General features: G+C 71.2%; 24 protein-coding genes, 1 tRNA gene and 1 pseudogene. 13 read left to right on the top strand and 13 right to left on the bottom strand.

Features of this window, described 5'->3' with window-relative positions; genetic code table 11:
- Nucleotides 1-41: 41 nt before the first annotated feature.
- Nucleotides 42-437, bottom strand: coding sequence for a nuclear transport factor 2 family protein (locus tag AC0666_RS05860; RefSeq protein WP_468967630.1), 396 nt, complete (start codon nt 435-437; stop codon nt 42-44).
- Nucleotides 438-617: 180 nt separating this feature from the next.
- Here AC0666_RS05860 and AC0666_RS05855 point away from each other — a divergent pair, with 180 nt between their 5' ends.
- Entirely contained in the window at nt 618-1,106 is a 489-nt protein-coding gene (locus AC0666_RS05855) for a GNAT family N-acetyltransferase (RefSeq protein ID WP_468967633.1), read from the top strand.
- A gap of 10 nt (nt 1,107-1,116) precedes the next feature.
- Here the strand turns inward: AC0666_RS05855 and AC0666_RS05850 are convergent, their stop codons facing one another.
- A complete protein-coding gene (locus tag AC0666_RS05850) occupies nt 1,117-3,183 on the bottom strand; it encodes a DHA2 family efflux MFS transporter permease subunit (RefSeq protein ID WP_468967636.1) in 2,067 nt (688 codons plus the stop codon).
- A 460-nt stretch (nt 3,184-3,643) separates the two neighbouring features.
- Here AC0666_RS05850 and AC0666_RS05845 point away from each other — a divergent pair, with 460 nt between their 5' ends.
- The 3 genes from AC0666_RS05845 to AC0666_RS05835 all read left to right on the top strand — a co-directional run bounded on the left by AC0666_RS05845 (nt 3,644) and on the right by AC0666_RS05835 (nt 6,545).
- Nucleotides 3,644-4,486, top strand: a complete 843-nt coding sequence (locus AC0666_RS05845) for a peptidoglycan-binding domain-containing protein (RefSeq protein ID WP_478707152.1) — start codon at nt 3,644-3,646, stop codon at nt 4,484-4,486.
- Nucleotides 4,487-4,616: 130 nt separating this feature from the next.
- Entirely contained in the window at nt 4,617-5,300 is a 684-nt protein-coding gene (locus AC0666_RS05840; RefSeq protein WP_478707151.1) for an HAD-IA family hydrolase, read from the top strand.
- Between the two features lie 693 nt (nt 5,301-5,993).
- A complete protein-coding gene (locus tag AC0666_RS05835) occupies nt 5,994-6,545 on the top strand; it encodes a CAP domain-containing protein (RefSeq protein ID WP_468967642.1) in 552 nt (183 codons plus the stop codon).
- 17 nt (nt 6,546-6,562) lie between these two features.
- On the opposite strand, the gene AC0666_RS05830 is transcribed toward AC0666_RS05835, so the two are convergent.
- Together AC0666_RS05830 and AC0666_RS05825 are read right to left on the bottom strand one after the other, a co-directional pair.
- Nucleotides 6,563-6,865, bottom strand: a complete 303-nt coding sequence (locus AC0666_RS05830) for a hypothetical protein (protein WP_468967645.1) — start codon at nt 6,863-6,865, stop codon at nt 6,563-6,565.
- 629 nt (nt 6,866-7,494) lie between these two features.
- On the bottom strand, nt 7,495-8,088 hold the full coding sequence (locus AC0666_RS05825; RefSeq protein WP_478707150.1) for a TMEM165/GDT1 family protein: 594 nt from the start codon (nt 8,086-8,088) through the stop codon (nt 7,495-7,497).
- 592 nt (nt 8,089-8,680) lie between these two features.
- Between AC0666_RS05825 and AC0666_RS05820 the strand changes: the two genes are divergently transcribed.
- From AC0666_RS05820 to AC0666_RS05805, 4 genes are all read left to right on the top strand, one after another.
- On the top strand, nt 8,681-9,325 hold the full coding sequence (locus AC0666_RS05820; protein ID WP_468968501.1) for a GmrSD restriction endonuclease domain-containing protein: 645 nt from the start codon (nt 8,681-8,683) through the stop codon (nt 9,323-9,325).
- A gap of 266 nt (nt 9,326-9,591) precedes the next feature.
- The gene (locus tag AC0666_RS05815) at nt 9,592-11,268 is read left to right on the top strand and encodes an alkaline phosphatase D family protein (protein WP_478707149.1); all 1,677 of its coding nucleotides are present in this window, start codon (nt 9,592-9,594) and stop codon (nt 11,266-11,268) included.
- 147 nt (nt 11,269-11,415) lie between these two features.
- Nucleotides 11,416-12,048: a DedA family protein gene (locus tag AC0666_RS05810; RefSeq protein ID WP_468584433.1), complete on the top strand. Its 633-nt coding sequence runs from the start codon at nt 11,416-11,418 to the stop codon at nt 12,046-12,048.
- A gap of 157 nt (nt 12,049-12,205) precedes the next feature.
- Nucleotides 12,206-12,688: a hypothetical protein gene (locus AC0666_RS05805; protein ID WP_468967655.1), complete on the top strand. Its 483-nt coding sequence runs from the start codon at nt 12,206-12,208 to the stop codon at nt 12,686-12,688.
- Here the strand turns inward: AC0666_RS05805 and AC0666_RS05800 are convergent.
- From AC0666_RS05800 to AC0666_RS05790, 3 genes are all read right to left on the bottom strand, one after another.
- Nucleotides 12,662-12,904 (bottom strand): DUF2277 domain-containing protein, encoded by a 243-nt coding sequence (locus AC0666_RS05800; RefSeq protein ID WP_468584437.1) that lies wholly within the window; start codon nt 12,902-12,904, stop codon nt 12,662-12,664. The two genes, AC0666_RS05805 and AC0666_RS05800, sit on opposite strands and share 27 nt — an antisense overlap.
- Nucleotides 12,905-12,919: 15 nt before the next feature.
- Nucleotides 12,920-13,534: a TRADD-N-associated membrane domain-containing protein gene (locus tag AC0666_RS05795; protein ID WP_468967658.1), complete on the bottom strand. Its 615-nt coding sequence runs from the start codon at nt 13,532-13,534 to the stop codon at nt 12,920-12,922.
- Nucleotides 13,535-14,011: 477 nt separating this feature from the next.
- Complete coding sequence (locus tag AC0666_RS05790) at nt 14,012-14,431, bottom strand: DUF6578 domain-containing protein (protein WP_468968504.1); 420 nt, start codon at nt 14,429-14,431, stop codon at nt 14,012-14,014.
- Nucleotides 14,432-14,804: 373 nt separating this feature from the next.
- Between AC0666_RS05790 and AC0666_RS05785 the strand changes: the two are divergent.
- Nucleotides 14,805-15,065: pseudogene (locus AC0666_RS05785) on the top strand (tyrosine-type recombinase/integrase); the annotation flags it as partial.
- Nucleotides 15,066-15,107: 42 nt separating this feature from the next.
- Here AC0666_RS05785 and AC0666_RS05780 read toward each other — a convergent pair.
- A tRNA-Val gene (locus tag AC0666_RS05780) sits at nt 15,108-15,182 on the bottom strand.
- 105 nt (nt 15,183-15,287) lie between these two features.
- Between AC0666_RS05780 and AC0666_RS05775 the strand changes: the two genes are divergently transcribed.
- The 3 genes from AC0666_RS05775 (at nt 15,288) to AC0666_RS05765 (ending at nt 17,737) form a co-directional block, all read left to right on the top strand.
- Complete coding sequence (locus tag AC0666_RS05775) at nt 15,288-16,532, top strand: hypothetical protein (RefSeq protein WP_468967661.1); 1,245 nt, start codon at nt 15,288-15,290, stop codon at nt 16,530-16,532.
- A 410-nt stretch (nt 16,533-16,942) separates the two neighbouring features.
- Nucleotides 16,943-17,524 carry a DUF4383 domain-containing protein gene (locus tag AC0666_RS05770; RefSeq protein ID WP_468968506.1) on the top strand — a complete coding sequence of 194 codons (582 nt, stop codon included), beginning with the start codon at nt 16,943-16,945 and terminating at the stop codon, nt 17,522-17,524.
- Nucleotides 17,525-17,533: 9 nt separating this feature from the next.
- On the top strand, nt 17,534-17,737 hold the full coding sequence (locus AC0666_RS05765; RefSeq protein ID WP_361725412.1) for an FmdB family zinc ribbon protein: 204 nt from the start codon (nt 17,534-17,536) through the stop codon (nt 17,735-17,737).
- A gap of 47 nt (nt 17,738-17,784) precedes the next feature.
- Here AC0666_RS05765 and AC0666_RS05760 read toward each other — a convergent pair whose 3' ends face one another.
- Genes AC0666_RS05760 through AC0666_RS05745 form a run of 4 tightly spaced genes read right to left on the bottom strand, consistent with a single transcriptional unit; the run spans nt 17,785 to nt 23,088 of the window.
- Nucleotides 17,785-18,444, bottom strand: a complete 660-nt coding sequence (locus tag AC0666_RS05760) for an O-methyltransferase (protein ID WP_468967664.1) — start codon at nt 18,442-18,444, stop codon at nt 17,785-17,787.
- Nucleotides 18,441-19,262, bottom strand: a complete 822-nt coding sequence (locus tag AC0666_RS05755) for an HAD family hydrolase (protein WP_468967667.1) — start codon at nt 19,260-19,262, stop codon at nt 18,441-18,443. The genes AC0666_RS05760 and AC0666_RS05755 overlap by 4 nt, the downstream gene beginning before the upstream one ends.
- On the bottom strand, nt 19,259-21,916 hold the full coding sequence (locus tag AC0666_RS05750; RefSeq protein WP_478707148.1) for a phosphoribosyltransferase: 2,658 nt from the start codon (nt 21,914-21,916) through the stop codon (nt 19,259-19,261). The genes AC0666_RS05755 and AC0666_RS05750 overlap by 4 nt, the downstream gene beginning before the upstream one ends.
- A complete protein-coding gene (locus AC0666_RS05745; protein WP_468967673.1) occupies nt 21,913-23,088 on the bottom strand; it encodes an HpcH/HpaI aldolase/citrate lyase family protein in 1,176 nt (391 codons plus the stop codon). Before AC0666_RS05745 ends, AC0666_RS05750 begins: the two co-directional genes overlap by 4 nt.
- Nucleotides 23,089-23,282: 194 nt before the next feature.
- Here AC0666_RS05745 and AC0666_RS05740 point away from each other — a divergent pair, with 194 nt between their 5' ends.
- On the top strand, nt 23,283-24,095 hold the full coding sequence (locus AC0666_RS05740) for a TerD family protein (protein ID WP_478707147.1): 813 nt from the start codon (nt 23,283-23,285) through the stop codon (nt 24,093-24,095).
- Nucleotides 24,096-24,131: 36 nt separating this feature from the next.
- Here AC0666_RS05740 and AC0666_RS05735 read toward each other — a convergent pair whose 3' ends face one another.
- Nucleotides 24,132-24,872 carry a TerD family protein gene (locus AC0666_RS05735; RefSeq protein WP_478707146.1) on the bottom strand — a complete coding sequence of 247 codons (741 nt, stop codon included), beginning with the start codon at nt 24,870-24,872 and terminating at the stop codon, nt 24,132-24,134.
- Between the last annotated feature and the right edge of the window lie 108 nt (nt 24,873-24,980).

Genomic DNA, 24,980 nt, shown 5'->3' with positions numbered 1-24,980 from the left:
CCACGGGGGCCGGCCATCTGGACCCGGGACCGGGGAGCCGGTCAACTCCAGAAGGCGTCTTCCTCGTCGATGTCCTGGGTGCACTGGTCGATGTCGCTGATCTTCCCGCCGACGATGGTGAAGAAGAGGCCTTCCTGGATCTCTATCCCGCGGTCGCCGCGGTCGCCGCGCGCCGTGTGGAAGGACATGACGTGCCCCCGCCCGTCCACCAGCACCGTGTGCAGGTCCACCTGGAAGGTTCCGTTCGTCTCCTCGCCCAGGCGCCGGTAGAAGTCGAAGACGGCTTCACGGCCCTTGTGGTGCCCGGACAGCGGGTTGTTGCCGGGCACGTGGTGGATGACATCGGCCGTCATCAGCGTGGCCAGCTTCTCCATGTCGCCCTTGGAGAAAGCCTCGTAGCCCCTGCGGACCAGGGCAGCGTCGGGGTGCTCTGACATGGCATTCACGCCCTCCATTAGTCCTATTTACCCTTTTCCCCATCATCGGTCTGTGCCTGTGGATATTCCACGCGGCGAGGCGCCCGCGCCTTCCACAATGACGCCATGAACATCAACACGAGCACCTCAGCCACAGCCGCAGCCGCAGCCGCAGCCACGACGACAGGGATGACGACAGGGTTGACGACAGCCACCTGGACCGTCGTAGCCGAGCACTTCACCACCGCCGACGCCACGGCCCTGCGCCGCGCGTACTACGCGGAGGTGGCCGGCCGGTATTGGAAGCGGTCCGTGACCGAGGCCGAGATCGACCAGGGCATGCTGGACTTCCCGGCCGACGGGCTGGTCCCGCCGACGGGCCGGTTCGTGGTCGGCCGACTGGACGGCCGGCCGCTCGCCTGCGGCGGCATACGGCTCCTCGACCCCGCCACCGCCGAGCTCACGAGGGTCTACGTGGACCCGGCCGCCCGCGGCACGGGCGGCGGGGCGGCACTGCTCGCCGCGCTGGAGGAGGAGGCCCGGGCGCTGGGCGCGGAGCGGATCCGGCTGGACACCCGGGCGGACCTGGTGGAGGCCCGAGCCTTGTATGCGCGCCACGGGTATGCGGAGATACCGGCGTACAAGGCCGACCCGTATGCGGAGCACTTCTTCGAGAAGCTCCTGGTCTGAGGCGCCGCGGTCAGTGCACGGCGTGGTCCCGGCGGGGACCTGCGTCGTAGGGCTCCTCCGCGTCGGATCCGCAGAGCTCGGCGTTGAGTTCCCTGACCAGCTTGACCAGGTCGGTCGGCCTGTCCGGGCCCCACCAGTCGCCGAGCAGTTCGGCGAGGGACTCCTGCCGCGCCTCGGCGAGCTTCTCCGCGTACCCCCGCCCGCGGTCCGTCAGGACCAGGGGCAGCCCGTCGCGTGCGGCGAGCCCGCGTTCCTCCAGCTGACGGGCGGCATCGGTGATCGCCTTCAGTGGTACGGCGGTCCGCTCAGCGAGCATCGCCGGCTCGGTGGAGCCGTACTTCTTGATCCGCAGCAGCATCCAGCTGGCCGCGGGCAGCAGGTCGAAGCCGGCCCTCTCGGTGATCTTCTCGTAGACGTGGCGGCGGCCCTCACGGGTGCCGAGCACCGAGAGCGCCCGGGCTACCTCCTCGTGGGAGGAGCGGTGGACGGGATTGGAGGCGAGGGTCTCGGTGACGTCGGGCGCGGTGACCGAGCCGCGCAGCTTGTCCTCCTTGAGGAACCAGGCGGTCACGAAGGCGAGGAGGACCACGGGCACGGCATAGAGGAAGACGTCGGTGATGGACGCGGAGTACGCGTCGAGCACGCGGGGCCGCAGCACCGGCGGGAGCCCCCCGATGGCCCGGGGATCGGCCTCCACCCGGGCGGCCGTACCGGGCGGGACGGGAAGACCGGCGAAGGCGGAGGCGAGCTTCTCCTCCAGCTGGTTGGTGAAGATCGTGCCGAAGATGGCGACGCCGAAGGAGGCTCCGATGGAGCGGAAGAAGGTGGCGCCCGAGGTCGCGACGCCGAGGTCGGCGTAACTGACGGCGTTCTGCACCACCAGCACCAGCACCTGCATGACCAGGCCCAGTCCGGTGCCGAAGACGAAGAAGTAGAGGCTCATCTCCCAGGCGCCGCTCGTGCGGTGGAGCTGGTGGAGCAGGAGCAGGCCGAGCGCGGTCACCGCCGTGCCCGCGATCGGGAAGACCTTCCACCGCCCGGTGCGGCTGACGATCTGACCGGAGGCCGTGGAGGAGATCAGCATGCCCAGCACCATCGGCAGCATGTGGACGCCCGACATCGTCGGCGAAACGCCCTGGACCACCTGCAGGAAGGTCGGCAGGTAGACCATCGCGCCGAACATCGCGAAGCCGACGACGAAGCTGATCACCGAGCAGAGGGTGAAGGTGCGGATCCGGAACAGTTTCAGCGGCAGGACGGGTTCCACGGCCCGCCGCTCGACGAGGAGGAATGCGACGAGCAGGACGGCACCGAGCACGGCCAGACCGATGATCCCGGCCGAGCCCCAGCCCCAGGTGCCGCCGAGGGAGGCGACGAGCACGAGGCAGGTCGCGACGGAGGCGATGAGGAAGGTTCCGAGGTAGTCGATGGTGTGCTTCGAGGGCCGTGCCGGGATGTGCAGGACCGCAGCGATGACGAAGAGGGCGACGAGACCGATGGGGAGGTTGATGTAGAAGACCCAGCGCCAGGACAGGTGGTCGACGAACAGGCCGCCCAGCAGCGGACCGAGGACGCTGGTGGCGCCGAACACGGCACCGAAGAGGCCCTGGTACTTGCCGCGCTCGCGGGGCGGGACGATGTCGCCGACGATCGCCATCGACAGCACGATCAGCCCTCCGCCACCGAGGCCCTGCAGCGCCCGGTACGCGATCAGCTGCGGCATGTCCTGGGCGAGCCCGCACAACGCCGAACCGATCAGGAAGATCACGATGGCCGCCTGGAACAGCTTCTTGCGTCCGTACTGGTCGCCGAGCTTGCCCCACAGCGGCGTGGCGGCGGTCGAGGCCAGCATGTACGCCGTGACCACCCACGACAGGTGTGCCATTCCGCCCAGGTCGCTCACGATCGTCGGCAGCGCCGTGGAGACGATCGTCTGGTCGAGGGCGGCGATCAGCAGTCCGAGCAGGAGTGCGCCGATGGAGACGAGCACCTCGCGGGAGGCGTGTTCGGCGGTGGGACCGGATGCCGGCGGGTCGGGAAGGGGGTCCACAGGGTCCGTGGTCATTTCCTGAGCCATCCGCTCCTCCTCAGGCCGGATCAACATTTCCATCCTGAGCGGTGTGTCCGGTTATGGCCTGTCGGGCGGGTTGGGCGGGCCCCGGCGGGTCTGCATAATCGCAGGCAATGCCCAGGGAGGGATGGATCCAGTGAGCGCTGAGCGCTGTCCAGAATGCGACGCCGTAGGCGTCGGCTGCGGGTGCGCGCCGGGTGCGGGCTTCGAGCCGTTGCGTATCCGCCCGTACGTGACCCTGTCCCACCCTGGCCTGCCCGACGGCCCGCCACCACAGCCGGCGCACCCGGTGCGGGGCGTGATGGCCGAGCCGCCGAGCCCGTACGCCCCTCCCGGCACGCCGACACCACCGGAGGCCGAGACCCCGGCCTACGGCACACCGGCGTATGGGGTGCCTGAGCAAGGCATGTCGACACACGGCGCAGCGGCTTACGGCGTACCGGCGCACGGCACGCCAGCGCACGGTATGCCGACGCACGGCACGGCAGCGCACGGCACGGAGGAGCAGGACACGCCTCCTTACGGCATACCGGTGCAGGGCACGCCGGCGTACGGCATGCCGGTGCAGGGCACGACGGTGCACGACACGCCGGTGACCTGGCCGGACGGCCCGCCGCAGGCGTCCTGGCCGGCCGGGATGGCCGGCACGGCTGGGCCGATCGAGCTGGGCACCCTCCGGCCACACACCGGGGGCGAGGGCAGGGGCGGGGGCGGGGGGCGGGGCGCGGGCGGGGGCCCCGAGAAGCGGCCCCGACCCAACCGCCGTCGCCAGCTCCCGACCATCCTGGCCGGCGCCGGAACGGTGGTCGCCGTCGGCACGGCCGCACTGGCCCTGGGAGTGCTCCCGGGCTCCGGTGACAGCGACACCGTCCTGCTGGACGACAAACCGACGGCCCCGGTGCTGAGCCTGGCCCCGATCGGCCCGACGCAGCCGACGACGGCCGGCCCCTCCCGTTCCGCCTCGCCGTCCCGCTCGGCGAGCGCCTCCAAGTCCGCTTCCCCGTCCCCCTCGGCCAGCGCCTCCCGCTCCTCGGCCGCGGCGGCCGCCCCGTCGGCGAGCAAGACCGCCGCTCCCACCACCCCGGCGCCTCCGGTGGGTCCGACGCTCAGGTACGGGGACTCGGGCCCGGAGGTGGAGAAGATGCAGCGGCTCCTGGCCGCGCGCGGGCTGTACCGGGGCAAGATCAACGGCAAGTTCGACGACCGTACGGAGAGGGCCGTATCGGAGTTCCAGTGGAACAACGAAATCGACGACGAGTGGGGCGTGTACGGCCCGGCGACCCGGCGCGCACTGGAGGGCACGGGCTGATCCGCAGGAGAGGTGGCGCGGACCGCCCCACGTTTTGTATCGTGTGGGAACAAAGTGGTTCCGTCCACACTCCCTGACCGGTGGACGGAACCGCTCTGTTCTCTTTTCCCGCCCCGTCTGGAGCCCGCCGATGTCGGCCAGCACCACCACCGCCCCCGTTGTCCTCACCGCCAAGGCACTGCTCCTGGACATGGACGGCACCATCGTCAACTCCGACGCGGTGGTCGAACGCTGCTGGCGCGACTGGGCGGTGTCCCACGGGCTGGACCCACAGGAAGCCCTCAAGGTGGTCCACGGCCGCCAGGGCTACGCCACCATGGCCCTCCTGCTGCCGGAGCGCCCCATGGAGATCAACCACGCCGAGAACACGGTGATGCTCGCCCGCGAGACCGCCGACACCGACGGCGTGGTCCCGGTGGCGGGCGCCCCGGAGTTCATGGCGTCCGTCACGACCCTCCCCCACGCCCTCGTCACCTCCGCCGACGAAGCTCTGGCCACGGCCCGCATGTCTGCCGCCTCGCTGCCGCTGCCGGACGTACGGGTCACTGCCGAGTCCGTGCAGGCCAGCAAGCCCGACCCCGAGGGCTTCCTCAAGGGCGCCGCCGAGCTGGGTGTGGACCCGGCCGACTGCATCGTCTTCGAGGACTCCGCCGCCGGCATCGCCGCGGGCCGGGCGGCGGGCATGCGCGTGATCGGCATCGGCCCCCGCGCCGCCGCCCACGCCCCGACGGCCCATGTCCCCGACCTGACCTCCGTGGAGGTCACCCCGACCGAGGACGGCTCGATCCGCCTCACTTTGGCGGCGCAGGGGTAAAGGGGCGGCCGAAGCCCCGACAGGCGAACTCGAAGGCCCAGCGGAGTCGGGATGGGCTGGGTCCCGGCTGACCGGCGTCAGAGAAAGTCCGGGGGCGTCCCGTCAGTCCACTGTCCTTCCGTGTCGGTCCGGGCCGTCAAGGGCGCTCCTCCTCGTTCCTCGTCGTCGCGTCGCTTCGCGATGGCCTTCGGCCACCCTTGACTGCCCGGCCCGCCCCGGAAAGACAACAGACTGCCGGGAAGCCCCCGAAGGATGGCCGGGGGGTTCGTGTTCAGGGGCGGGCCCGTCAGCGATCCACGGGCCGATCCCCGCCGCCAGTTCCCCATCCGGGGCCGACCATCTCCTCTTCCCGAGCCCAGCCCGGGTCAAGTCGCAGACATGTCAATCAGATGGGCATCGGCGGCCATCCAGCCCACCATCGCGTCAGATCGCTACACAGCGGATGTCGGCATAGCGTCCGCGGCCCGTCCGGGGTCACTCATAGCCGCGACAGATCGCTACACAGCCGGTCTCGGCGTGGCGTCCGGCGGCCGTCTAGGGCTGGGAACAGGCACTGAGGGACGGCCCGGATGCGACCCGATGTACGGGGTGGCAGCCTGGGAGGGACTGTCCGTCTTCGCGGGAGGTGTTCTCTCCGTGAGAAGCAAAGTTTCCCTCAGAAGAACGGCATTGACCCTCGCTGCAGCCGGAGTTATGGCCGCCACGCTCGCGCCGGGAACGTCACCGGCCGTGGCGTTGAGTTGTGACACCGCGGCCGCCAATCGGGCCCCGAGCAGCGGCAATGACGTTCAGGTGAACGACGTAGTGGTGTGTCTCATCAATGCCGAGCGGGCGCGGCGCGGGTTGCCGCTCCTCACCGTGAATCAGAGTCTGACGAAAGCTGCGCAGCAACACGCCGCCGCGGCCGTCCAGCTGAAGTGGTGGGGCCCCAACAAGGATTCCCACACCAACCCGCAGACCGGTTCCACACCGCAGAGCCGCATCATGGCTGCCGGGTACTGTCCCAATCCACGGTCATGGGCCGTAAATGAGATCACCTATACCGGGTGGGGCGGTTCGGGAACCCCCAAGGCTGCAGTCAACTGGTGGGTTAATGTCAGCACTTGGGGCCACCGTCAAATAGTTCTCGATCCCAATCTGCGCGACATCGGCCGGGCAGCCCTGCCGGGGGCCGCGGACCGAAGTGGAGCCGGGGCGAGCGGCGCCGGAACCTACGTCGTGACCTTCGGTCGCTGCCAACAGTGACGGCGGCCCCGGGGCCGTCAGGCCGGCTGCTTCACGCAGGTGCCGACCACGTAGCCGGTGACTCCGTACTTCGTCACCTTGACCCAACGTGTGCTGGTGATACCGCACTTGGTGTACGAGCCGCCGTAGTACATCTGGCAGGGCGACGTCGCCCTCTCGCCCTTGTTGAGCTGGGCGAGAGCCGTCCCGTTGACGCTCATCCGATCACGTATCACCACGGTCTCAAGGGCCAGCGCAGTGCAGCTCGCCGCGGACGCGTTCGTCTGCGCAATGGCAGGACTGCCGGCGATCAACGTGCCCCCGACCAAGGCGGCGGACATGACGGACACACCAAGAATCCGACGTGCGCGCATATTTGAACTCCCTTTTCGGCAACTACGGGCATGCCGCCCGCTGCGGTCAAAGGCAGCCTAGATCCCTCCGCGCCCCGGCCGACCGCCGGACGCCAGTCGAGATCAACTGCGTAGCGATCTGTCGCGGCTATGAGCGACCCCAGACGGGCGCCGGACGCTATGCCGAGACGGGCTGCGTAGCGATCTGACGCGATGGTGGGCGGATGGCCGCCGATGCCCATCTCATTGGCGTCGGCTGCGGCTTGACCCGGCTGGGCTCGGAAAGGGGACCGGTCGACCCCGAATGGGGACATGGCAACTGGAAGCCTGCTCGGGCATCGCTGACGGGCCCGTATGTCTGTCTGTCCCCCCGGCCATCCTTCGGGGGCTTCCCGGCAGTCTGTTGTCTTTCCGGGGCGGGCCGGGCAGTCAAGGGTGGCCGAAGGCCATCGCGAAGCGACGCGACGACGAGGAACGAGAAGGAGCGCCCTTGACGGGCCGGACCGACACGGAAGGACAGTCGACTGACGGGACGCCCCCGGACGTTCCCTGATGCCGAGTGCGGACACTCCGCCCACCTCGACCCCGCTCCGCCTTGCCCGCCCCCGGACGCCACCTCAGCCCGCAATCGCCTCGTACAGCGAGAACCCGGCCAGCGCCACCATCACGCATGCCGCGACCTTGGTGATCAGGCGCAGCGGCACGTACTTCATGAGGGTGCGCCCGCCCAGGATGCCGATTCCCGCGACCGCCCACAGGGCGAGGACGGCGCCGATGCCGACGGAGAGGGGGTTGTCGTAGCGGGCGGCGAGGTTGGCGGTCATGATCTGGGTCAGGTCACCGAATTCTGCTACCAGGATCAGCATGAAGCCTGCGCCGGAGACCTTCCAGAAGGACTGGTCGGCGGGGGCCTTGACGTGTTCCTCCTCGCCGCTCTTCTTGAGCAGCAGCATGGCCGCTCCGGCGAGGAAGAGGGTTCCGACGACCGCTTGCACCAGCCGGTGCGGGAGCAGGGTGAGGACGCTGCCGGCGGCGATAGCCAGTACGACGTGGATGGCAAAGGCGGCGGCGACTCCGGCGAAGACGTACGAGGCGCGGTAGCGAGTGCCGAGCATCAGGCCGGCGAGGGCGGTCTTGTCGGGGAGCTCGGCAAGGAAGACGACGCCGAAGGCGATGGCCGTGACGGTGATGCTGAAGCTGGTGCTGAGCACGGGGTGGAACCTCGATCGGTCGGGCAGGGCGCCATCGGTACCGAGAGACCTGGGGTGTTTCAGGGGTCGCTTCGGCTCGGCGGCGCCCTGACGGTGCCCACGCGCCCCGACGCGTGGACGGGTGCACATGAACCTGGGACAGGACACTGCGGCCGAAGGTCTCGCTGGCAGCCCGCCTGGGCGGTCTGCCTCCGGGCGCCGGCTGGGGTGACCCAGCAGTATGTCGACGGTCCGGCGAAGAGCTACTCCCCTTCTGCTCCTCACAGGGTACGCGACGTCGACGCACGCCCGAAATAGGCCAAAAGTCCCGCTGCCCCGACCACCACGCCCCCACCACCCGGGCCGCACACATACCCCTTAGCAAAAGCACCTCCGGACGCACCAACCGCACCAACCGCACCCCCGGAATCCCAACCTCCGCCTATGTAGAGCCGCCCATCCATCTCCAGCCCTGACGTGCGCATGCCATCTGGCTGTAACCTGACGCCCGCCCCCACGCAATCCGGGGCCGCCACCATGGCTGCGCCCCGCCGGGGCCGACCGACCCACCCCCCGCATCCAGGGAGCCCCCCTCATGGCCCTCACGGCTCACATACCCTCCGTCTACGCGCGTCGAATTGGCGTGCTCGCGTCAGCAGCGGCGCTCGCCGCCCTCACCTCCCTCATGACCGCGCCCGCCGCCCAGGCTTCCCCGCCCACCCCGATCAGCGCCGCGGCCGCGCGCTCCTACCTGGCCACCGTCACCCCGCAGGCGGAGGGCTCGACCAGCGGCTACAGCCGAAGCCTCTTCCCCCACTGGTCCACCGTCTCCGGCACCTGCAACACCCGCGAGACCGTTCTGAAGCGCGACGGCGTCAACGTCGTCGTGGACTCCAGCTGTGCGGCTGTCAGCGGAAGCTGGTACTCCGAGTACGACGGTGCCACCTGGACCGTCGCCGCCGACCTCGACATCGACCACGTCGTCCCGCTCGCCGAGGCCTGGCGTTCCGGCGCGAGCTCCTGGACCACCAGCAAGCGCCAACAGTTCGCCAACGACCTCACCCGTCCCCAGCTCATCGCGGTCACCGACAACGTCAACCAGGCCAAGGGCGACCAAGACCCGGGCAAGTGGCTGCCGTCGCGCACCGCCTATCGCTGTACGTACGCCCGCATGTGGGTCGAGGTGAAGCAGTACTGGGGTCTGAGCATGGACTCCGGCGAGAAGTCGGCCCTGGTCAACATCCTCAACGGCTGCTGACGGCGGCACCCCCCGAGCACCCCGGACCCCGGACCCCAGGCACCAGGCACTCAAGGGGAAGGCGGCAGGCAGCAGGCAGCAGGCAGCAGGCAGCAGGCAGCAGGCAGCAGGATCCCCTGCCCCCCTGCTCCCCTCCCCCACCGCCGCACATCCACCCCACCCACCGCCTCCCCCGCGTGGGCGGATGCTATCCCCCACCAGGGGGAGGCCAGGCTCCCTCTCCTCGTCGTACCGTGATCGAAGGGGCTACGGAGGAGGGGGAGTTCATGGCCGGGTTGCGTCTGGGGCCACTGCTGCGTCACGTCGACTGGGACACGGGCGGTTCGGCCACGATCTGGGTCGAGGCCGATCGCCCGTGCACGGCCGAGGTGCGCTGCGCCGACGGGGCCGGTGGCAGTGCGCGTACGTTCCAGATAGAGGGGCACCACTACGCGCTGGTGCCGGTGACCGGTCTGACTCCGGGGGCCACGACGGCGTACGAGGTGCTGCTCGACGGCCACCGCGTCTGGCCCCTGCCGGGCAGTGCCTTTCCGCCGAGCGTGATCACCACCCCGGCCGTCGCGGCGCCCGGGCGGCCGGCGCCTGCCCTGCGGGTGGCCTTCGGCTCCTGTCGGCAGGCCGCGCCGCCCGCCGACCGGCGGGGTCCGCACGGCCCCGATGCGCTGGACACCCTAGCGGCGCGGCTGGCAGCCGATCCGGAGGCGGTCCGGCCGGACGTGGTGCTTCTGCTGGGCGACCAGGTCTACGCGGACCATCTGTCGCGGGAGACCCGGCAGTGGCTCGCGGCGCGGCGGGATCTGCGTGAGGCTCCGGGTGCGCAGGTGGCGGACTTTGAGGAGTACACCCGGTTGTACTACGAGTCCTGGCTCGACCCGGAGATCCGCTGGCTTCTGTCCACCGTCCCCAGCCTGCAGATATTCGACGATCACGATGTCGTGGACGACTGGAACACCAGTGCTGCGTGGTTGGCGGAGATGCGGGCGACGCCGTGGTGGCGGGAGCGGGTGCTCAGTGGGCTGATGTCGTACTGGGTGTATCAGCACCTGGGCAATCTCTCGCCGGCCGAGCTCGCCGCGGACGCCGTGTACGAGCGGGTCTGCGCGGCTCCGGACGGTACGGATGCGTTGCGGGCCTTCGCGTCCGCGGCGGATGCCGATCCGAGTTCGGTGCGCTGGAGTTACCGCCGGGACTTCGGCCGGTCGCGGTTGCTGATGGTGGATACGCGGGCGGCGCGGGTGCTGGCCGAGGAGGGGCGGGCGATGCTCGACCCGGCGGAGCAGCAGTGGCTGCGGGAGAACGCGCTGGCGGGTCACGGCGGGTACGACCATTTGCTGATCGGGTCCTCGCTGCCGTGGTTGATGCCGCCGCTGATCCATGATGCGGAGGTGTGGAATGCGGCGCTGTGCCGTGGTGATCGGGGGCCTCGCTGGGAGCGGATCGGGGAGGATCTGCGCCGGCGCAGCGATCTGGAGCACTGGGCGGCGTTCCCGGCCTCGTTCGCGGCGCTCAGTGATCTGATCGAGGAGGTGGGGACGGGTCCTCGGGCACCGGCGACGGTGTGCGTGCTGTCGGGGGATGTCCATCACGCGTATGTGGCCGAGCCCCGAATACCCAGCACGGCCCGGGTGTTCCAGTTGACATGCTCGCCGGTGCACAACTCGGTGCATACGGTGGTGAAGTGGGGGTTTCGACTGGGCTGGTCGCGGGTGGGGCGCTGGCTGGGGCGCGGGTTCTCCCGGCACGGGCGGACGGGTCGGCCACCGTTGAGCTGGCGGCGTACGGGGGGGCCGTGGTTCGGGAACCAGTTGATGACGCTGGCCTTGACGGGCCGCACGGCCCGGCTGCAGCTTGAACAGGCTCGCCCCGCGGGCAGGAGACACAAGGGGGCCCGGCTGGTCACGGTGCTGGATCGGGATCTGACGGCGGCGGATCCGGCGACCTGACACACCGTGGGCTGCACAGGGGCACCTGGGCGACGGGGGCGCCAACGCCAGGCGTACGCTGTATGGCTGTCAAGCCGCCCCTGCCGCTCCCCCGCGACGTCGCGGCGCTTCACGCGGAAGCACGTCAACCGGACTGGGGAGTCCCGTTTGTTTGAGACTCTGGGGTCGCTGACCACGAGCCCATGGATTTACGCCGTGGTGGCGCTGTCCGTCGTGCTCGACGTCTTCCTTCCGGTGCTGCCGAGCGGGGTGCTGGTGATCACGGCTGCGGCGGCTGCGGCGGCTGCCGGGGCAGCGGGGCCGGTGCCCGTGCCGGGGCCCGAGCAGGTGCCGGACATCCTTGCCCTGCTGGTGATCGCCACGACCTCTTCGGTGCTGGGTGACATGGCCGCGTTTCGGCTGGCCCGGCGGGGCGGGGCGCGGCTTGACCGGGCCATCGCCCGTTCGCGCCGGCTGACCCGCGCCCAGGAGCGTCTGGGCACGGCCCTGGCCCGGGGCGGGGGGGCACTGGTGGTGATCGCCCGCTTCGCCCCGGCCGGTCGCTCGGTGGTCTCGCTGGGCGCGGGCAAGACGCACCGCAAGGTCATGGAGTTCCTGCCGTGGTCGGTGCTGGCGGGAATGGCCTGGGCCGGTTACAGCGTGGCCCTCGGATATTTCGGCACCCAGTGGCTCGGCGCCGCCTGGCTGGGCACGGCGGTCTCGGTCCTCGCCCTGTTCGCAGCGGGCGCCCTGGCCGCCTTCCTGGTCCGCCGCCCCACCCCGACGGCCGCCCGGGCGTAGCGGGCTCCCCCGGGCGGAGCAACGGCTCACCCGTTCACCCGGTCCCGATCGCCGCCGCGTGCCGGGGCTCCTAGCGTCCGACGTACGGTGCGCTGCCGAATCCGCGTCACATCCGTGGCCGGGCCGCGCCTTTTCGAGGAGCCGAGGAGTTCTCTCCATGCCCGCGACACGTTCCGCTCAGCTGATGAGGGCTGTGGCCGCGGCCGCGGTCATTGCCGCCGCCGCTCCCGCCACCGCCGCGTACGCCTTCCCCTCCGCCAGTGTCTCCCCCACCGTCGTCTCCCCGGGCGGCCGGGTCAGCCTGAACCTCTCGGGCTGCGGGACCAGCATCGGCAGGGCCTCGTCCAGTGCGTTCGGCGAAGCCAGGCTGACTTCCGGCAACCTGCAGAGCGGCACCCTCTTCGGCGCGACCACGGTCTACCGCGACGTCAGCCCGGGCTCCTACAACGTGACCTTCGAGTGCGGCGGCGGCGAGCGGGTCACCGTCTCCCTCCAGGTCTCGTCAGGGGCGGCGCGCGGCGGCCTGGGCGGCAGCACCCGCGCGATGAACACGGGGCAGATCGCGGTGGGCGGCGCCCTCGTCGCGGGCGCCGTCGGCGCGGGCATCTGGGTACTACGCCGCCGCGCCCGCGCGAGCTGATGACGCTGCACCTCTGATCTGGAGGCCGTCGAGGAGGTCGCGGGTGGCCTCCGCGACGGCGTCCACCGCCGCGTCGAAGACTTCCCGGTTGTGCGCGGCCGGCACGTGGAATCCGGAGACCTTCCGTACGTACTGGAGCGCGGCGGCGCGGATGTCCTCCTCCGTGGCCTTCTCGGGGAGGGCGGGCGGACGCAGGGTCTTAATGGAACGGCACATACCCCCACTATCCCGCTACTGGGGCAGCTCGGCCCCGGACAGCTTCATGATCAGGCCGGCTTGCAGGCGCGCCCGCAACTGGGGGTCGGCGACCTCGTCGAGCAGCGCGACGGCCTGCCGCAGGGCGGCGGCGGCCCGCCGGTCCTCGCGCAGGGAGGCGGTCTGCGCGGCCATGTGCCGCAGGGCGACATCGGCGCGCCGGTGGAAGAGGTGCCCGACGACCGTGACGACCAGCCCGACCGAGCTGGTCACGACCCCGAGGTACAGGTCCCCGGTGCTTTCGGCTTTCCACACGGCCAGGGCCACCCCGAGCAGCAGTATGGTGGCGCCCACTCCGGCGAACCGCTGGCTGGTCGCGAAGCTGCTGCGTGCCTGGGTCAGCCCGTAGGCGTAGTACTCGACGAGCACGGAGGTGAAGTCGACGTCGCTCTCCTCCCGCCCGGCCGGTATTCCGCCGACGTCGGCGTACTTCGGATCCTCCGCCTCCTCCGGCGCGGCAACCTGCGCGAGCAGCCGCGCCCGCTCCGCATCACGCCGCCTCTCGAACGCCGCCGCGGCCCCCCTCTCCAGTACGACCAGCACCCCGGCGACCCCCAGGACCGCCCCGCCCACCGCGAGCCACTCGCCCATCCCCCGACCATCCCACGCTCCGCCCCACCCCGAAACCCCCACGCACGACCACCGCGTCGGCGGCGATCAAGGCCCGGCCGCCGCGCCGGTCTTGGGACGGGCATTGCCGAACTCGCCGGTCGGCGGGCGGGTCCGTCGCCGCACCGGACCGGCGCAAACAATCAATGCTGATCTGCCGACCGGCGCCCCCGGCAAGGACGCAGGCGATCACCCTGGCGGGTCACGCAGCGGGGGGGGTGGGGCGGATCGAAGGTCCCCCGCCATGATCGGCGAGGGGCCTTTGGGTGGGCGCGGACGGTTTCGAACCGCCTACATCTGCTTTGTCAGCCTGGCACCCGCAGCTGATCCGTCATCGCAGCTCACCCCCTCTGTGCGCCACGACGACCGACACAAGCTGTGAACGCCGCTGCGATCCCCCAGTGACCGTGGTTGACCGCCCGATCTGGCACGCATCTGGCACGCGTGCCGCCAGCCCTCTCATTGACCGCGAGCAGCCGCACCTTCCGGCAGGTCGGTGACACGCCGGGCGGTCACCAGGTAGCCCGCGAAGCTCACGTTCGGCCTGGCCTTCGCCCACCCGTCCGCCTTCTCAACCGGAACCAGTACGGTCGTGCCCGGAACGGGGTAATTCACCTTGTCCGTGGCGCCCGGGGGTATCCCGTAACGGCAATGCACCTCGACGATCGACACCACCTCCACCGAGGTGGGCGTGTGCCCCTCCTCTTGGCCGTGATGCTCCTCGCGGAAGTCGATCTCATCCGCACGTTCGCTACCGACCACGTCGGCGTAGTCCTCCGGATCGACCTCCAGCAGCGTCCACGAAACAACATCCCCTGGCGCGAAGTTCTCTCCGCAGCACTGGATCTGCCAGTCATCGACCCAAATTTTCAACGTCATGCCGTCATTGTCCGCCGATCGGCCCACGCTCATGAGGGCCTCGGGCGGGAGCGCGGACGGTGGCACTGTTGATGCCAAAGGGAGAGATGTAGACGAGCGCTGGGCTCGACGCCCTTCGACAGTCAGCTCTTCGCTTTCCAGATCCGCGATGGTGCGCCGACGCCCATGACGGCCGACACTGAGTCTTCTCCAACGTTCCGGAAATCGCGTAGATCCCCGACCAGACCGCTCGGTCCGGCACGATGGCGTCCAGCCTGTCGGACTGCATCATGACGTCATAGAGCCAGTCAGACAGGACGAATGCCTGGTCACGCGTGACTTTGATGATCATTGGTTCTTCGTCCACATGGTGACCGTACGGCCGAGCCTCAGCCGCTTGTTCTCTTGCATCCCGGAGGGGTCGGGACTCCCCCGCATCCGCCCGCACGACGCCCGGCACGGGTGCGCCACGCTCCTGTTCGCCGCGGGCGTTCCGGCGCGAGTCGTGATGGAGAGCCTGGGCCACTCGCAGATCGCCGTCGCCATGAACATCTACGCCCACGTCTCCGACGATCATCGGCAGGAGGTGATGGGGCACATGGACCGGTTGCTGCGGCGGCGCCGGCTTGAGTGGGCTACTGCCGTCAGCTACTAGCGTCAAAGGCCCCCGCAGCGAGACGCTGCGGGGGCCTTTGGCTGGTGGGCGCGGACGGTTTCGAACCGCCGACATCTGCTTTGTAAGAGCAGCGCTCTACCCCTGAGCTACGCACCCGTGGATGAGTGGACAGCCTACATGGCGGGCACACCCCCCACGCAAACCCGTTCCCGTGGGGGAGAATGGATCAGGGCATGGCGGACGCGGTACGGGAGAGGGATTGTGACAACGGCATCCCGGCGGTGGTTCGGTGGGCGGGACGAGAGTCGGCGGGCCGATGCGCAGGCGGCGAAGGATGCCGCCGCCGCCGCGTTCTACGAGTTGGACACCGCGCAGCGTGATCTGCGGATCTCCATCGAGACCATCGCGGCGGCCGACGGGTCGCCCGCGGCGCGGGAGGCCGGGCAGGGGTTCGCCGCGCTCGGGCAGCGGATCGACCAGGTCAGCCAGGTGTACATCGAGGCCGTCGACGCCCATGACCTGGACCGGCCCGAGCTGGAGGGTTCCGTCGCCGCGCGGGCGCGGGAGCAGCTGACGCGGGCGCGGGACGAGCTCGTACGGGTCAAGGCGGAGCTGGACCGGTTCGCGCAGGGGTTGCAGCCGCTGCTGGACAAGGCCGAGACGCAGCTGGCCCGGGTGGCGCCCGCGCGGGAGCGGGCCAGGGCGGCGCTGCTGGCCGCGAGTACGGCGCTGGACGACGTCCGCGGCAAGGGGATGCGGGCCGATGACCTGGCGGCCCGGCTGGCTGCGCTCGGACCGGAGCTGACCCGGCTGAACCAGGGCGCCGCGCAGCACGGCGTGCAGGAGACCGTCCAGCGCGCGGACCGGATCCTGCGCGACGCGGAGGCGATACGGGCGGAGGCCGCGCGACTGCCGGAGCGGGCTGCGGAGATCGACCGGCGGCTGGTGAGCCTGCGGACGCGGGCGCAGGCGCTGCGCAACCGGGCGGACCGGGTCGATCCGGTGCTCAGTGAGCTGCGCCGGCGGTTCAGCGCCGCGTGCTGGCAGGACCTGCAGCAGGTGCCGGACGAGGCGGTACGGGACGTGGCGCGGGCCGAGGAGCAGTTGCGGGAGGCCGCCCGGGCCCGCGAGGAGCAGCGGTGGGCGGACGTGGGGGCGTTGATCGAGGCGGTCCGGGTGTCGTTGGACGCGACCGACGAGGCGGTGTCGGCTGCGCAGGACCGGCTGGCGCGGCTGGAGGCGGTGGAGCGGGATCCGCAGGCGGAGGTGCAGCGGACGCGGTTCGCGATCCGGGATGCGCAGCGGCTGGCGATGGAGGGGCGCAGCGTCCCTGATCCGCGGCATGCGCGGCCGCTGGACGAGGCGGTTGCCCGGATGGAACGGGCCCTGGGCGGGCTGGAGGGACGGCACCCGGACTATTGGCATTTCCTCCAGGAGATGGAGGGGGTCCGGGCGGCCGTGGGCCGAGTGGTGACGGACATGCGGGGCCGGCGCGCCGTCGGGTGAGGCCCGGAGGGTATGCCCGGAGGGTGAGGCCCGGAGGGTATGCCCGGAGGGTGAGGCCCGAAGCCGCAAGCGGGCTGCCGGGGGTGAGCTGCATGCCCGGCCGGAGTTGTCCGGGGGTAGGCATCGGTGGATGCTGGAGGTCCGGGAACGGAGCAGAGGAGGGCGGTATGGCTGCCCACACTTTCCACCTGCCTCGTGTGCTGCACAGGCCTCGCGCGTCCCGCGTGCCGCAGGTGCCCCCCGTACCGCATGAGCACGATCATGGGCACGCCCACCCCCATGGCCATGAGTCCTATGCACCTCATGCGCTCTACGGGTGCCACGAGCCCCATGAGTCCTATGCGCCGTACGTGGCCCACGAGCCGTATCCGACCCACGCGCCCCCGCCCGGCCCCGGGCCGCTGCAGCGCATGATGAACCCGGTCAATGCCCGGCTCGACGAGCATCTGCCCGCCGATCACAAGCTCAGCAAGGTGTACCGGGTCGGCGCCGGACTGACCGGGCTGCTGCTGGTCGCCTTCGGCATCCTGGGGCTCGTCGACCAGATCGGGTTCTTCGACACCGGCGGTGACACGGTGCTCGCGCTGAACACCAATGGTGCGCTGAGTGTCCTGTCGATCTGTATCGGGGGGCTGCTGTTCGTCGGGATGGTGATCGGCGGGACCTTCGCCTCCACCCTGAACATCGTGCTGGGGGTGGCGTTCATCCTGAGCGGGTTCGTCAATCTCGCCCTGCTGGACAGCGGTTTCAACTTCCTGGCGTTCCAAATCCAGAACGTGCTGTTCAGCTTTGTCGTCGGCGTGATGCTGATGTGGTTCGGGATGTACGGGCGGGTGGGCAGCGCGCTGCCGCACGACAATCCGTACTGGCGGGCCCGTCACCCGGAGCAGGCCGCGCAGGAGGACCGGATCCGGGCCGGGGGCAGGATCGGCGGGCAGACCGGTGGACGGGCGGGTGGTGGCAGGCTTCAGCCCGGCCGTCCGGCTCGGTAGCCTTGGCCCATGCCTCGTTACGAATTCCGCTGCCGGACCTGCGAAGACACCTTCGAGGTCAGTCGGCCCATGGCCGAGTCGTCCGCGCCCGCCGACTGCCCCGCCGGGCACGCCGACACCGTCAAGCTGCTGTCCGCGGTGGCCGTCGGCGGTACGAGCAGCGCCCCCGCCCCCGCCGGCGGCGGGTGCTGCGGCGGAGGCGGCTGCTGCTAGCCGGTGCTGACCGCAGCCCGCTGCGGTCAGCGATCAGCGGTAAGCGGTCAGCGCTTGCGCGAGAGGGTCAGGCCGTCCGAGATCCCCAGGAGCACGGATTCCATCCGGTCGTCCGCCACCACGTGGTCGTTGAAGGCCTGGACGCCCGCCGCCGAGGGTCGCGGCTCCGGGTCCAGGACGCTCCCGTGGAAGAGGGTGTTGTCCGTGACGATCAGACCGCCCTGGCGCATCCGCGGAACCAGTTCCTCCCAGTAGGCGATCTGGCTCTCCTTGTCCGCGTCCAGGTAGGCCATGTCGATGTGCGGCTCCGGGGGCATCGCGCGCAGCGTCTCCAGGGCCGGGGCGATCCGCAGGTCGATGCGGTCGGCGACGCCCGCCGCCTCCCAGGCGGCGCGGCCGTAGGCCGTCCACTCCTCCGAGATGTCGCAGGCGATCAGCGTGCCGTCGGCCGGGAGGGCCTGGGCCATCGAGAGGGCGGAGAAGCCCGTGAAGGTGCCGACCTCCACGATGTGCCGGGCGCCGGTCAGTCGGACCAGGAAGGCCAGCAGCGGACCCTGCTCCTCCGCCGACTGCATGCCGGCGACGTCCGGGAACTTGGCGTCCGTGGTCTCCATCAGCCCCCGCTGGTGTGCGTCCAGCGGCGGGTTGTGCGCCAGCATGTAGGCGTACAACTCGTCAGTCATCTTTGTCGTGTTGCCTTTGCTCATGCGTTCAGTCTCGCAACTGCGCCGCCGAAGCGCCGGAGGATTTCCTCACCCGCGAGGACGCCCACTTCCTCCAGTGCCGTCACGCCCTGCGCGCCCCACCCGGCGTCCGCCAGTTCGCCGTGGCCCGGGCGCCATGCGGCGTCCGCGGCGAGCAGCAGGTCTGCGTCGAGCAGGGAGTCGCCGGCGGCGAGGGTCGTCGTGGCCCCCGTACGGCGGGCCACCTCGTGCATGGCCGCGCTCTTGGTCAGCGGCCGCGGGACGGCGTAGATCTTGCGGCCTTGGAGGGAGACGGTCCAGCCGCGTGCCTCGGCCCATTCCGCCAGGGTCTTGATCCACTCTGCGGGGACCAGGGCGCGTTCGACGACGAGGTAGGCGAAGAGGTCCTCCGCCACCCGGGCCTTGCGCAGCCATGCCGGGTCGGCGGTGGCCAGCAGGTGTCCGTGGACCTCCTCCAGCGGTGCGCATTCCTCGGCCAGGCGCGCGGCGACCTGCCGCCGCCAGTCGCGGTCCGGTACGCCGTCCACCAGCAGCTGGCCCCCGTTGGCGCAGATCGCGTACGGGGCGGGGCGGCCGGGGAAGCGGATGCGCTGGTACTGCTTGCGGGTGCGGGTGGTGGTGGGGACGAAGACCACCGCCGGGTCGGCGGTCAGTCCGGCCAGCAGCTGCGCGGCCGTCTCGGTCATGTAGGACAGCGGCTTGCTCTCGTGCACCTCGACGCACAGCAGGCGCGGGGCCGCGGTGTCGGGCATGCTGAGGCCCAGCGCCGCCGTCGAGTAGATGAGCGTGCGGTCGAGGTCACTGGCTACGAGGACGGTCACTTGGAGGCCACGGCCTTTCCGTCGGCGCCGGTCGCGCCGCGCGTGAAGCGGGGGTGGATGAGTCCCACGCACGTGTAGGGCAGTCCGTCGACCTCTTCCACGGGCACGCCGCGCTGCTGCGCGAGGAGGCGTACGTGGTCCAGGTCGGGTCCGGCGCCGCGCTGGGCCAGGATCTTCCACGGCACGCGCCGCAGCAGCACCCGCGTCGTCTCGCCGACGCCGGGCTTGACCAGGTTCACGTCGTGGATGCCGTACTCCTCGCTGATGCGCTCCACCGCCGCCCAGCCCTCCCAGGTGGGGGCCCGGTCGGCTGCGAGCAGCTCCTTGACCTCGGCGTCGACGGCGTCGGCCACCTCGTCGAAGCGGGCGGCGACGGTGTCGACGAAGTCGACGGAGACGTCGGCGGCGGCGAGTTCGCGGTAGAACTTCGCGCCGTGGAAGTCGGCGGGGCCGACCAGGTCGGACCTGAGCACCGTACGCGAAATGAGGCCGGAGACGGTGGAATTGAGGCAGGCGGAGGGGATCAGGAAGTCCTCGCGGGTGCCGTACGTGCGCACGCAGGAGCCCGGGTCGGCGAGGACGACGATCTCCGGGTCGAAGCCGGGGAACTCTCCCAGGGCGTCCCTCAGTTCGCGCGTGATCGCCCCCTTGCCGGTCCAGCCGTCGACGAACACGACGTCGGCCGGGTCGTGGTGGGCGGCCAGCCAGCGCAGCGCGTTGGCGTCGATGCCGCGCCCGCGCACGATGGAGACGGCGTAGTGCGGCAGGTCCAGGCCGTGCCGTGAGCGGGCCCAGCGGCGCATCAGCACGCCGACGGGGGTGCCGGCGCGGGCCAGGGAGACCAGGACGGGGGACGGGGAGCGTTCGGCGAGGACGGTCTCGGTGACCGTGCCGACGGCCCGGGCGATCCGGGCGGCGGAGGTGTTCAGCGCGCTGCGGTAGAGCTCCTGGTACTGGGCCGAGGGCTGGTACTCGACGGGCAGCGACTCCGCGTAGTGGGCGCCGCCGGCCTGGATGGCCTCCTCGCGTTCCTCGGTCGGTGCCTCCAGCGGCACGTCGGAGAGGTCCTGGAGCAGCCAGCCGACGTCCTCGGCGGCGTACGAGGAGAAGGCGGGGCCGCGCAGGGGCTCGGGCATGGTCGGCTCCTGCCGGGGGTCGGTGGTGGTGCGGGGGCCGGACGGGCCGGGGGTGTACGCGGGGATGACGACGAGCAGGACCCGGCGGGTGTGCGGGGCCAGGCGGGCGAGGAGGCCGTCGGGGGCGTGCAGTGCGGGGGTGTCGCCGTGGCTGTCGACGACGGCGATGACGGTGTCGAAGCCGGCCCCCGCCACGTTGTACGCGTACCGGTCACCGGAGCCGTCGGCGGCGGGGGTCCCGCCGGCGGCGGCCGGCGGAGTGTCGTGGGCGGGGAAGACCAGCCGCGTGCGGATGGCGTAGCCGGGGTCGTCGACGGCGAGCACGGGCGAGCGGGTGGTGGTCGAGAAGCGGACCTCGTCGGCCGCACCGGAGTCCTCCAGGGCCTGCGCGAGGCGCAGCGGCGCGTACATCAGCTCCTCGTTGCCGAGTACGAGGACCCGCCCGGGCGCCGTGCCGAGCGCGTCGGTGAGCTGCCGGGCCAGGGTGGGCAGGGCCGCTTCGAGGCGGGCGCGGTGGGCGGGGGTGAAGCCGTGCCGGCCGCCGTCCGGGAGCCCGGCGGGCAAGTCCAGGGCGACCCGTTCCACGGGCGTGCGCGGGGCGGCGGCTGCGGCTGCGGGGGCCGTGGAGGCGGAGGCGGGGGCCGTGGAGGCGGAGGCGGTGCAGGCGGCCTCCTGCGCTTCGTGGGCCTCGACCAGGGCCTGTCCGGCGGCGAGGACGCCCTCGGGGAGGTGCACCGTGCCGCGGGCCAGGGCCAGCAGGTCGACGCGGGCGCCGACCTCGGCGGCGAAGGCGGCGAGCCGGTCCCGGTCGGCCTCCGCGCGCATGTCGACGAGGGCGACGACCACGTAACGGCTGCGGGGGTGGCGGGCGTGCAGGTCGCGGATGGTGTTCAGGACCGTGTTGCCGGTGGAGAACTCGTCGTCGACGAGGACCAGCGGTCCGTCACCCGCCAGCAGCTTGGGGTCCTCGGGAAGCAGCAGGTGGGAGGTGGCGTGCGAGTGGGCCTCCTCGAATCCCCCTGCGGGCTCCACGCCCGGGACGGGGCGGCGGGTGGAGTGCAGGTAGGGGGCCGTGCCAAGGCCGTCGGCCACGCAGTGTCCGAGCCCGGTCGCGGTCTCGGCGTATCCGAGGACGACGGCGTCGGCGGCCTCGTCGCCGAGCAGTTCCCGGACCCGCTCCCCGAGTCCGTATCCGGCGGCGTAGACGGTGCGCGGTGACTGCGGGACGTGCTTGCCGAGGACCTGGGAGACCAGGAGGTGGGCCCGCTTGGGGTTGCGGCGCAGGGCCAGCCCGAGCAGGTCGGTGAGCCGCGGCGGCGCCCCGCCCGCGGCGGCCGCGCCCGCCGGCTCCGGCGCCGCCGCGGCAGGGGCAGGGGCAGCGGCTCCCTGCGCGGCACGCGCGTCGAGGGCCTCGGCCTCCTGCAGGCGTACGCCCAGCCGGTCCGCGACCCAGGTTCCCGACCACACCGCTTCGATCGTCTTGCCTCTCTGCTCGGGGGATGCCACGGGCGCGCTCACGTCTGGAGCCCGGCGGCGAGGAGGTCGACGAAGCCGACCTCTTCCTTGGCCACGCCGAAGACCTCGGCGCGCAGCACGGTGCGCTCGGCCCAGGCCCGGTGCGGCTTCACCTCGTTCATCTTGTTCGTGTAGGCGGAGCGCATGACTCCGCCGCCTCCGCGCTCGGGGCGCAGGATGTCCTGGGCGTCGCTGAACTCCTCGTGGGAGACGACCGACAGCGCGTGGACGGGGGTGACGTGGGCGGGGTGGATGCAGGTCTTGCCCAGCAGTCCGTTGGCCCGGTCCAGCTCGACCTCGCGCAGGAGCCCGTCCAGGTCGTGTTCGATCAGCGCGGTGCGCAGTTCCTCGGCGCCTTCCTCCAGGAAGGGGCTGCGGCGCAACTGCGGCTTGAAGAGTCGCTGCTGGTGGCGGAAGTACTCCCAGACGGGTCCGGTGACCGTGAAGCCGGTGCCGTCGGCGCGGCTGAGCACGTTCACCACGTCGGCGATCACTCCGGCGACGATCTGGACGTCGTAGGCCGTCATGTCGGGGGTGCGGCGCAGCCCGTACACGGAGCAGAAGTCGGTGACGCCGAGCCGCAGGGCGAGCACCCGCTCGCGGTGGCGGTTGACCGTGCGGGAGATGCCGGCGAGGGCCTCGACGCGGGTTTCGAGGTGGAGGAGGTCGGGAGTCTCCAGGACGGGCATCGCATACAGCCGGTGCTGCCCGCTGCGCTCCTCTGCCTGGGCCAGGGCGTCGAGGAAGGCGGTTCCGCCGTGCTCGGTGAACTTGGGCAGTACGAATCCGGCCAGTCGGCGGGCGGACGCCCCGAGGCGGTCCAGGAGGTCGGGTATCTGCTCGGGGGTGCGGACCCGGATGAAGAGGAGGGGGAGCTCCCGGCCCGCGCCGGCGTCGGCGTCGAGGGCGGCGAACTGGCGCACGAGGTTCTGCTCGGCGCCCGCCACGTCGGCGTCGCTGATCGAATCCTCCAGGCAGATCACCATGGAGACGACTCCGCGGCCGGCCTGCTTGTGGATGTCGGCGGCGAGGTGGGGGCGGGTGGCCGGGCTGTAGAGGGTGGCACCGAGGGCAGCGGCGAGGATGCGGGCCGGCGAGGCGGCGGTGAACTCGGCCGGCTCCTGGTGGAAGAGGTCCTTACGGACCGCGGGCGATATGTGCCCAAAGTGACGCATGTGCTTCCCCCGTACTGCTTCGGCGGCCCGACTGGCGTGGCCGGTAATAGTACGTACGAATGTGAGTCAAGAGTTCCTCAAGCACATGAAGTTCAGGTAACCCTCTTGCACCATGCCCAGCTCTTTCCCCCAGGACAAGGCCCTACGGGGGGCCGCGTTGTTCCGCGGCCCCCCGGGAGGGCAGGATGACGGGCATGACGCACGCGATGCAGAAGGGCTCGAACATCCCCGTGGCCGCCGTGGCGGTCAGGGCGGTGCTGCGGTGGACCGGCGGCCCCGAGGTCCCGGACGTCGACGCCTCGGCCCTGCTCGTGGGCCCGGACGGACGGGTGCGCTCGGACGAGGACTTCGTGTTCTACAACCAGCCCCGGCACCCCTCGGGGGCGGTGTGGCGGCTCGGCAAGAAGCAGATCGGCGACGCGGTCACCGACGCCGTGCAGGCGGACCTGCGGGCCGTGCCCGCGGCGGTGGACCGCGTCCTCGTGGTCGCCTCCGCCGAGGACGTCCCCTTCCAGCGGGTCCAGGACCTGCGGATCCTGCTGTACGACGCCACGGCGACCGGCGGCTCGGAGCCGCTGGCCTTCTTCGACGTGCGGCCCGAGACGGGCGCCGAGACGGCCCTGATCTGCGGGGAGCTGTACCGGCGCGGCGAGGGCTGGAAGTTCCGCGCACTGGGTGAGGGCTACTCCGACGGGCTGGTGGGCCTGGCCACCGACCACGGGATCTCCGTGGACGAGAACGCCGCCGAGAACGCCGCCGAGGCCGCGCAGAACGCCGAGCGGGCCCCCGGCTCCGGGACGGCCTCCGCCGCCGGGCCGACCGCCGAGCAGACGGCCGCGATGCGCCCGCCGACCCCGACCGGCCCGGTCGCGCCGCCGACACAGGCCCCTCCGGCCGTACAGCCGGCCTACGGGTACCCGCAGCCGGTGTCCCCGGCGCCGGTGCCGGGTCAGGGCGGCGACGCCTTCCGGCTGCCGGTGCAGGGCCCGCAGTTCATCCGCCGCTGACCGGCGCCGAGCGGTCAGCTCGTGGCGGTCTTGCGGTCAGCTCTTGGCGGTCTTGTAGCCCCGCCCCCACTGGAGTCCCCACCCGTAGAGCCGGTCCAGCTCAGCCTGGAAGCCGTACACGAACTTCACCTCGCGGCGCACGATCAGCTCGCCCCTGACGTGCTCCAGGGAGACCACGGCGCAGGAGCGGGCCTGCGGGTGGCGCTCCTCCAGCGGGATCTCGATGCGCGGCCCGGTGATCGGGTAGAGGGTGACCATGGCGTGGGTCCGGTCGAAGGCCGGGGTCTGGTCGTAGATGTAGACGAAGATCAGCAGTCGTTTGATCTCGTCGGCGTGGTCGAGGTTGACGAAGACCGTCTCCCCGGAGGGCGCCCCGAAGCGGTCGTCGCCGCTGAGCTTCACGTACGGCGGGCTGTTGATGTCGCCGTGCAGGTTGCCCAGGGGCTGGACGACGCCCCGGGTCCCGTCGGCGAGCTCGTAGAGGCAGCCGATGTCGAGGTCGACGTTGACCATGCCCTGGGTGTGCGCCTGCACGATGTCGGGCTTGAACAGCTTGAACGGGTGCCGCAGGAGCCGGCCGCCGCCTGATCCGGGACCGCCGATGTCGGAGGTGCGCATCCGCCAGGACAGGTTGACCCGCAGGTTTCCGTGGACCGCGCCCTGTTTGGTGAGGGAGACGGTCGGATGTCGTTTGGTGAGCTCGATCGCGTTCGACGAGGCGTTGCCCGAGTCGAACTGCAGCGCCCGGCTGCCCCGGATGCCGTCGAAGAATCCCATCCCCTGTCTCCCCCTGATCCCCTGGTCCCCAGAACCCCTGTGTGACGCGGACGGGGCGGCCCGCCGGGTGTGGACCCGGCGGGCCGCCCCGCAGTAGAGCGTTCCGCA

The organism is Streptomyces sp. NPDC043680 (assembly GCF_056436685.1).
Note: the sequence above shows the minus strand (reverse complement) of the source record. Positions and strands in the feature narration are given on the sequence as shown.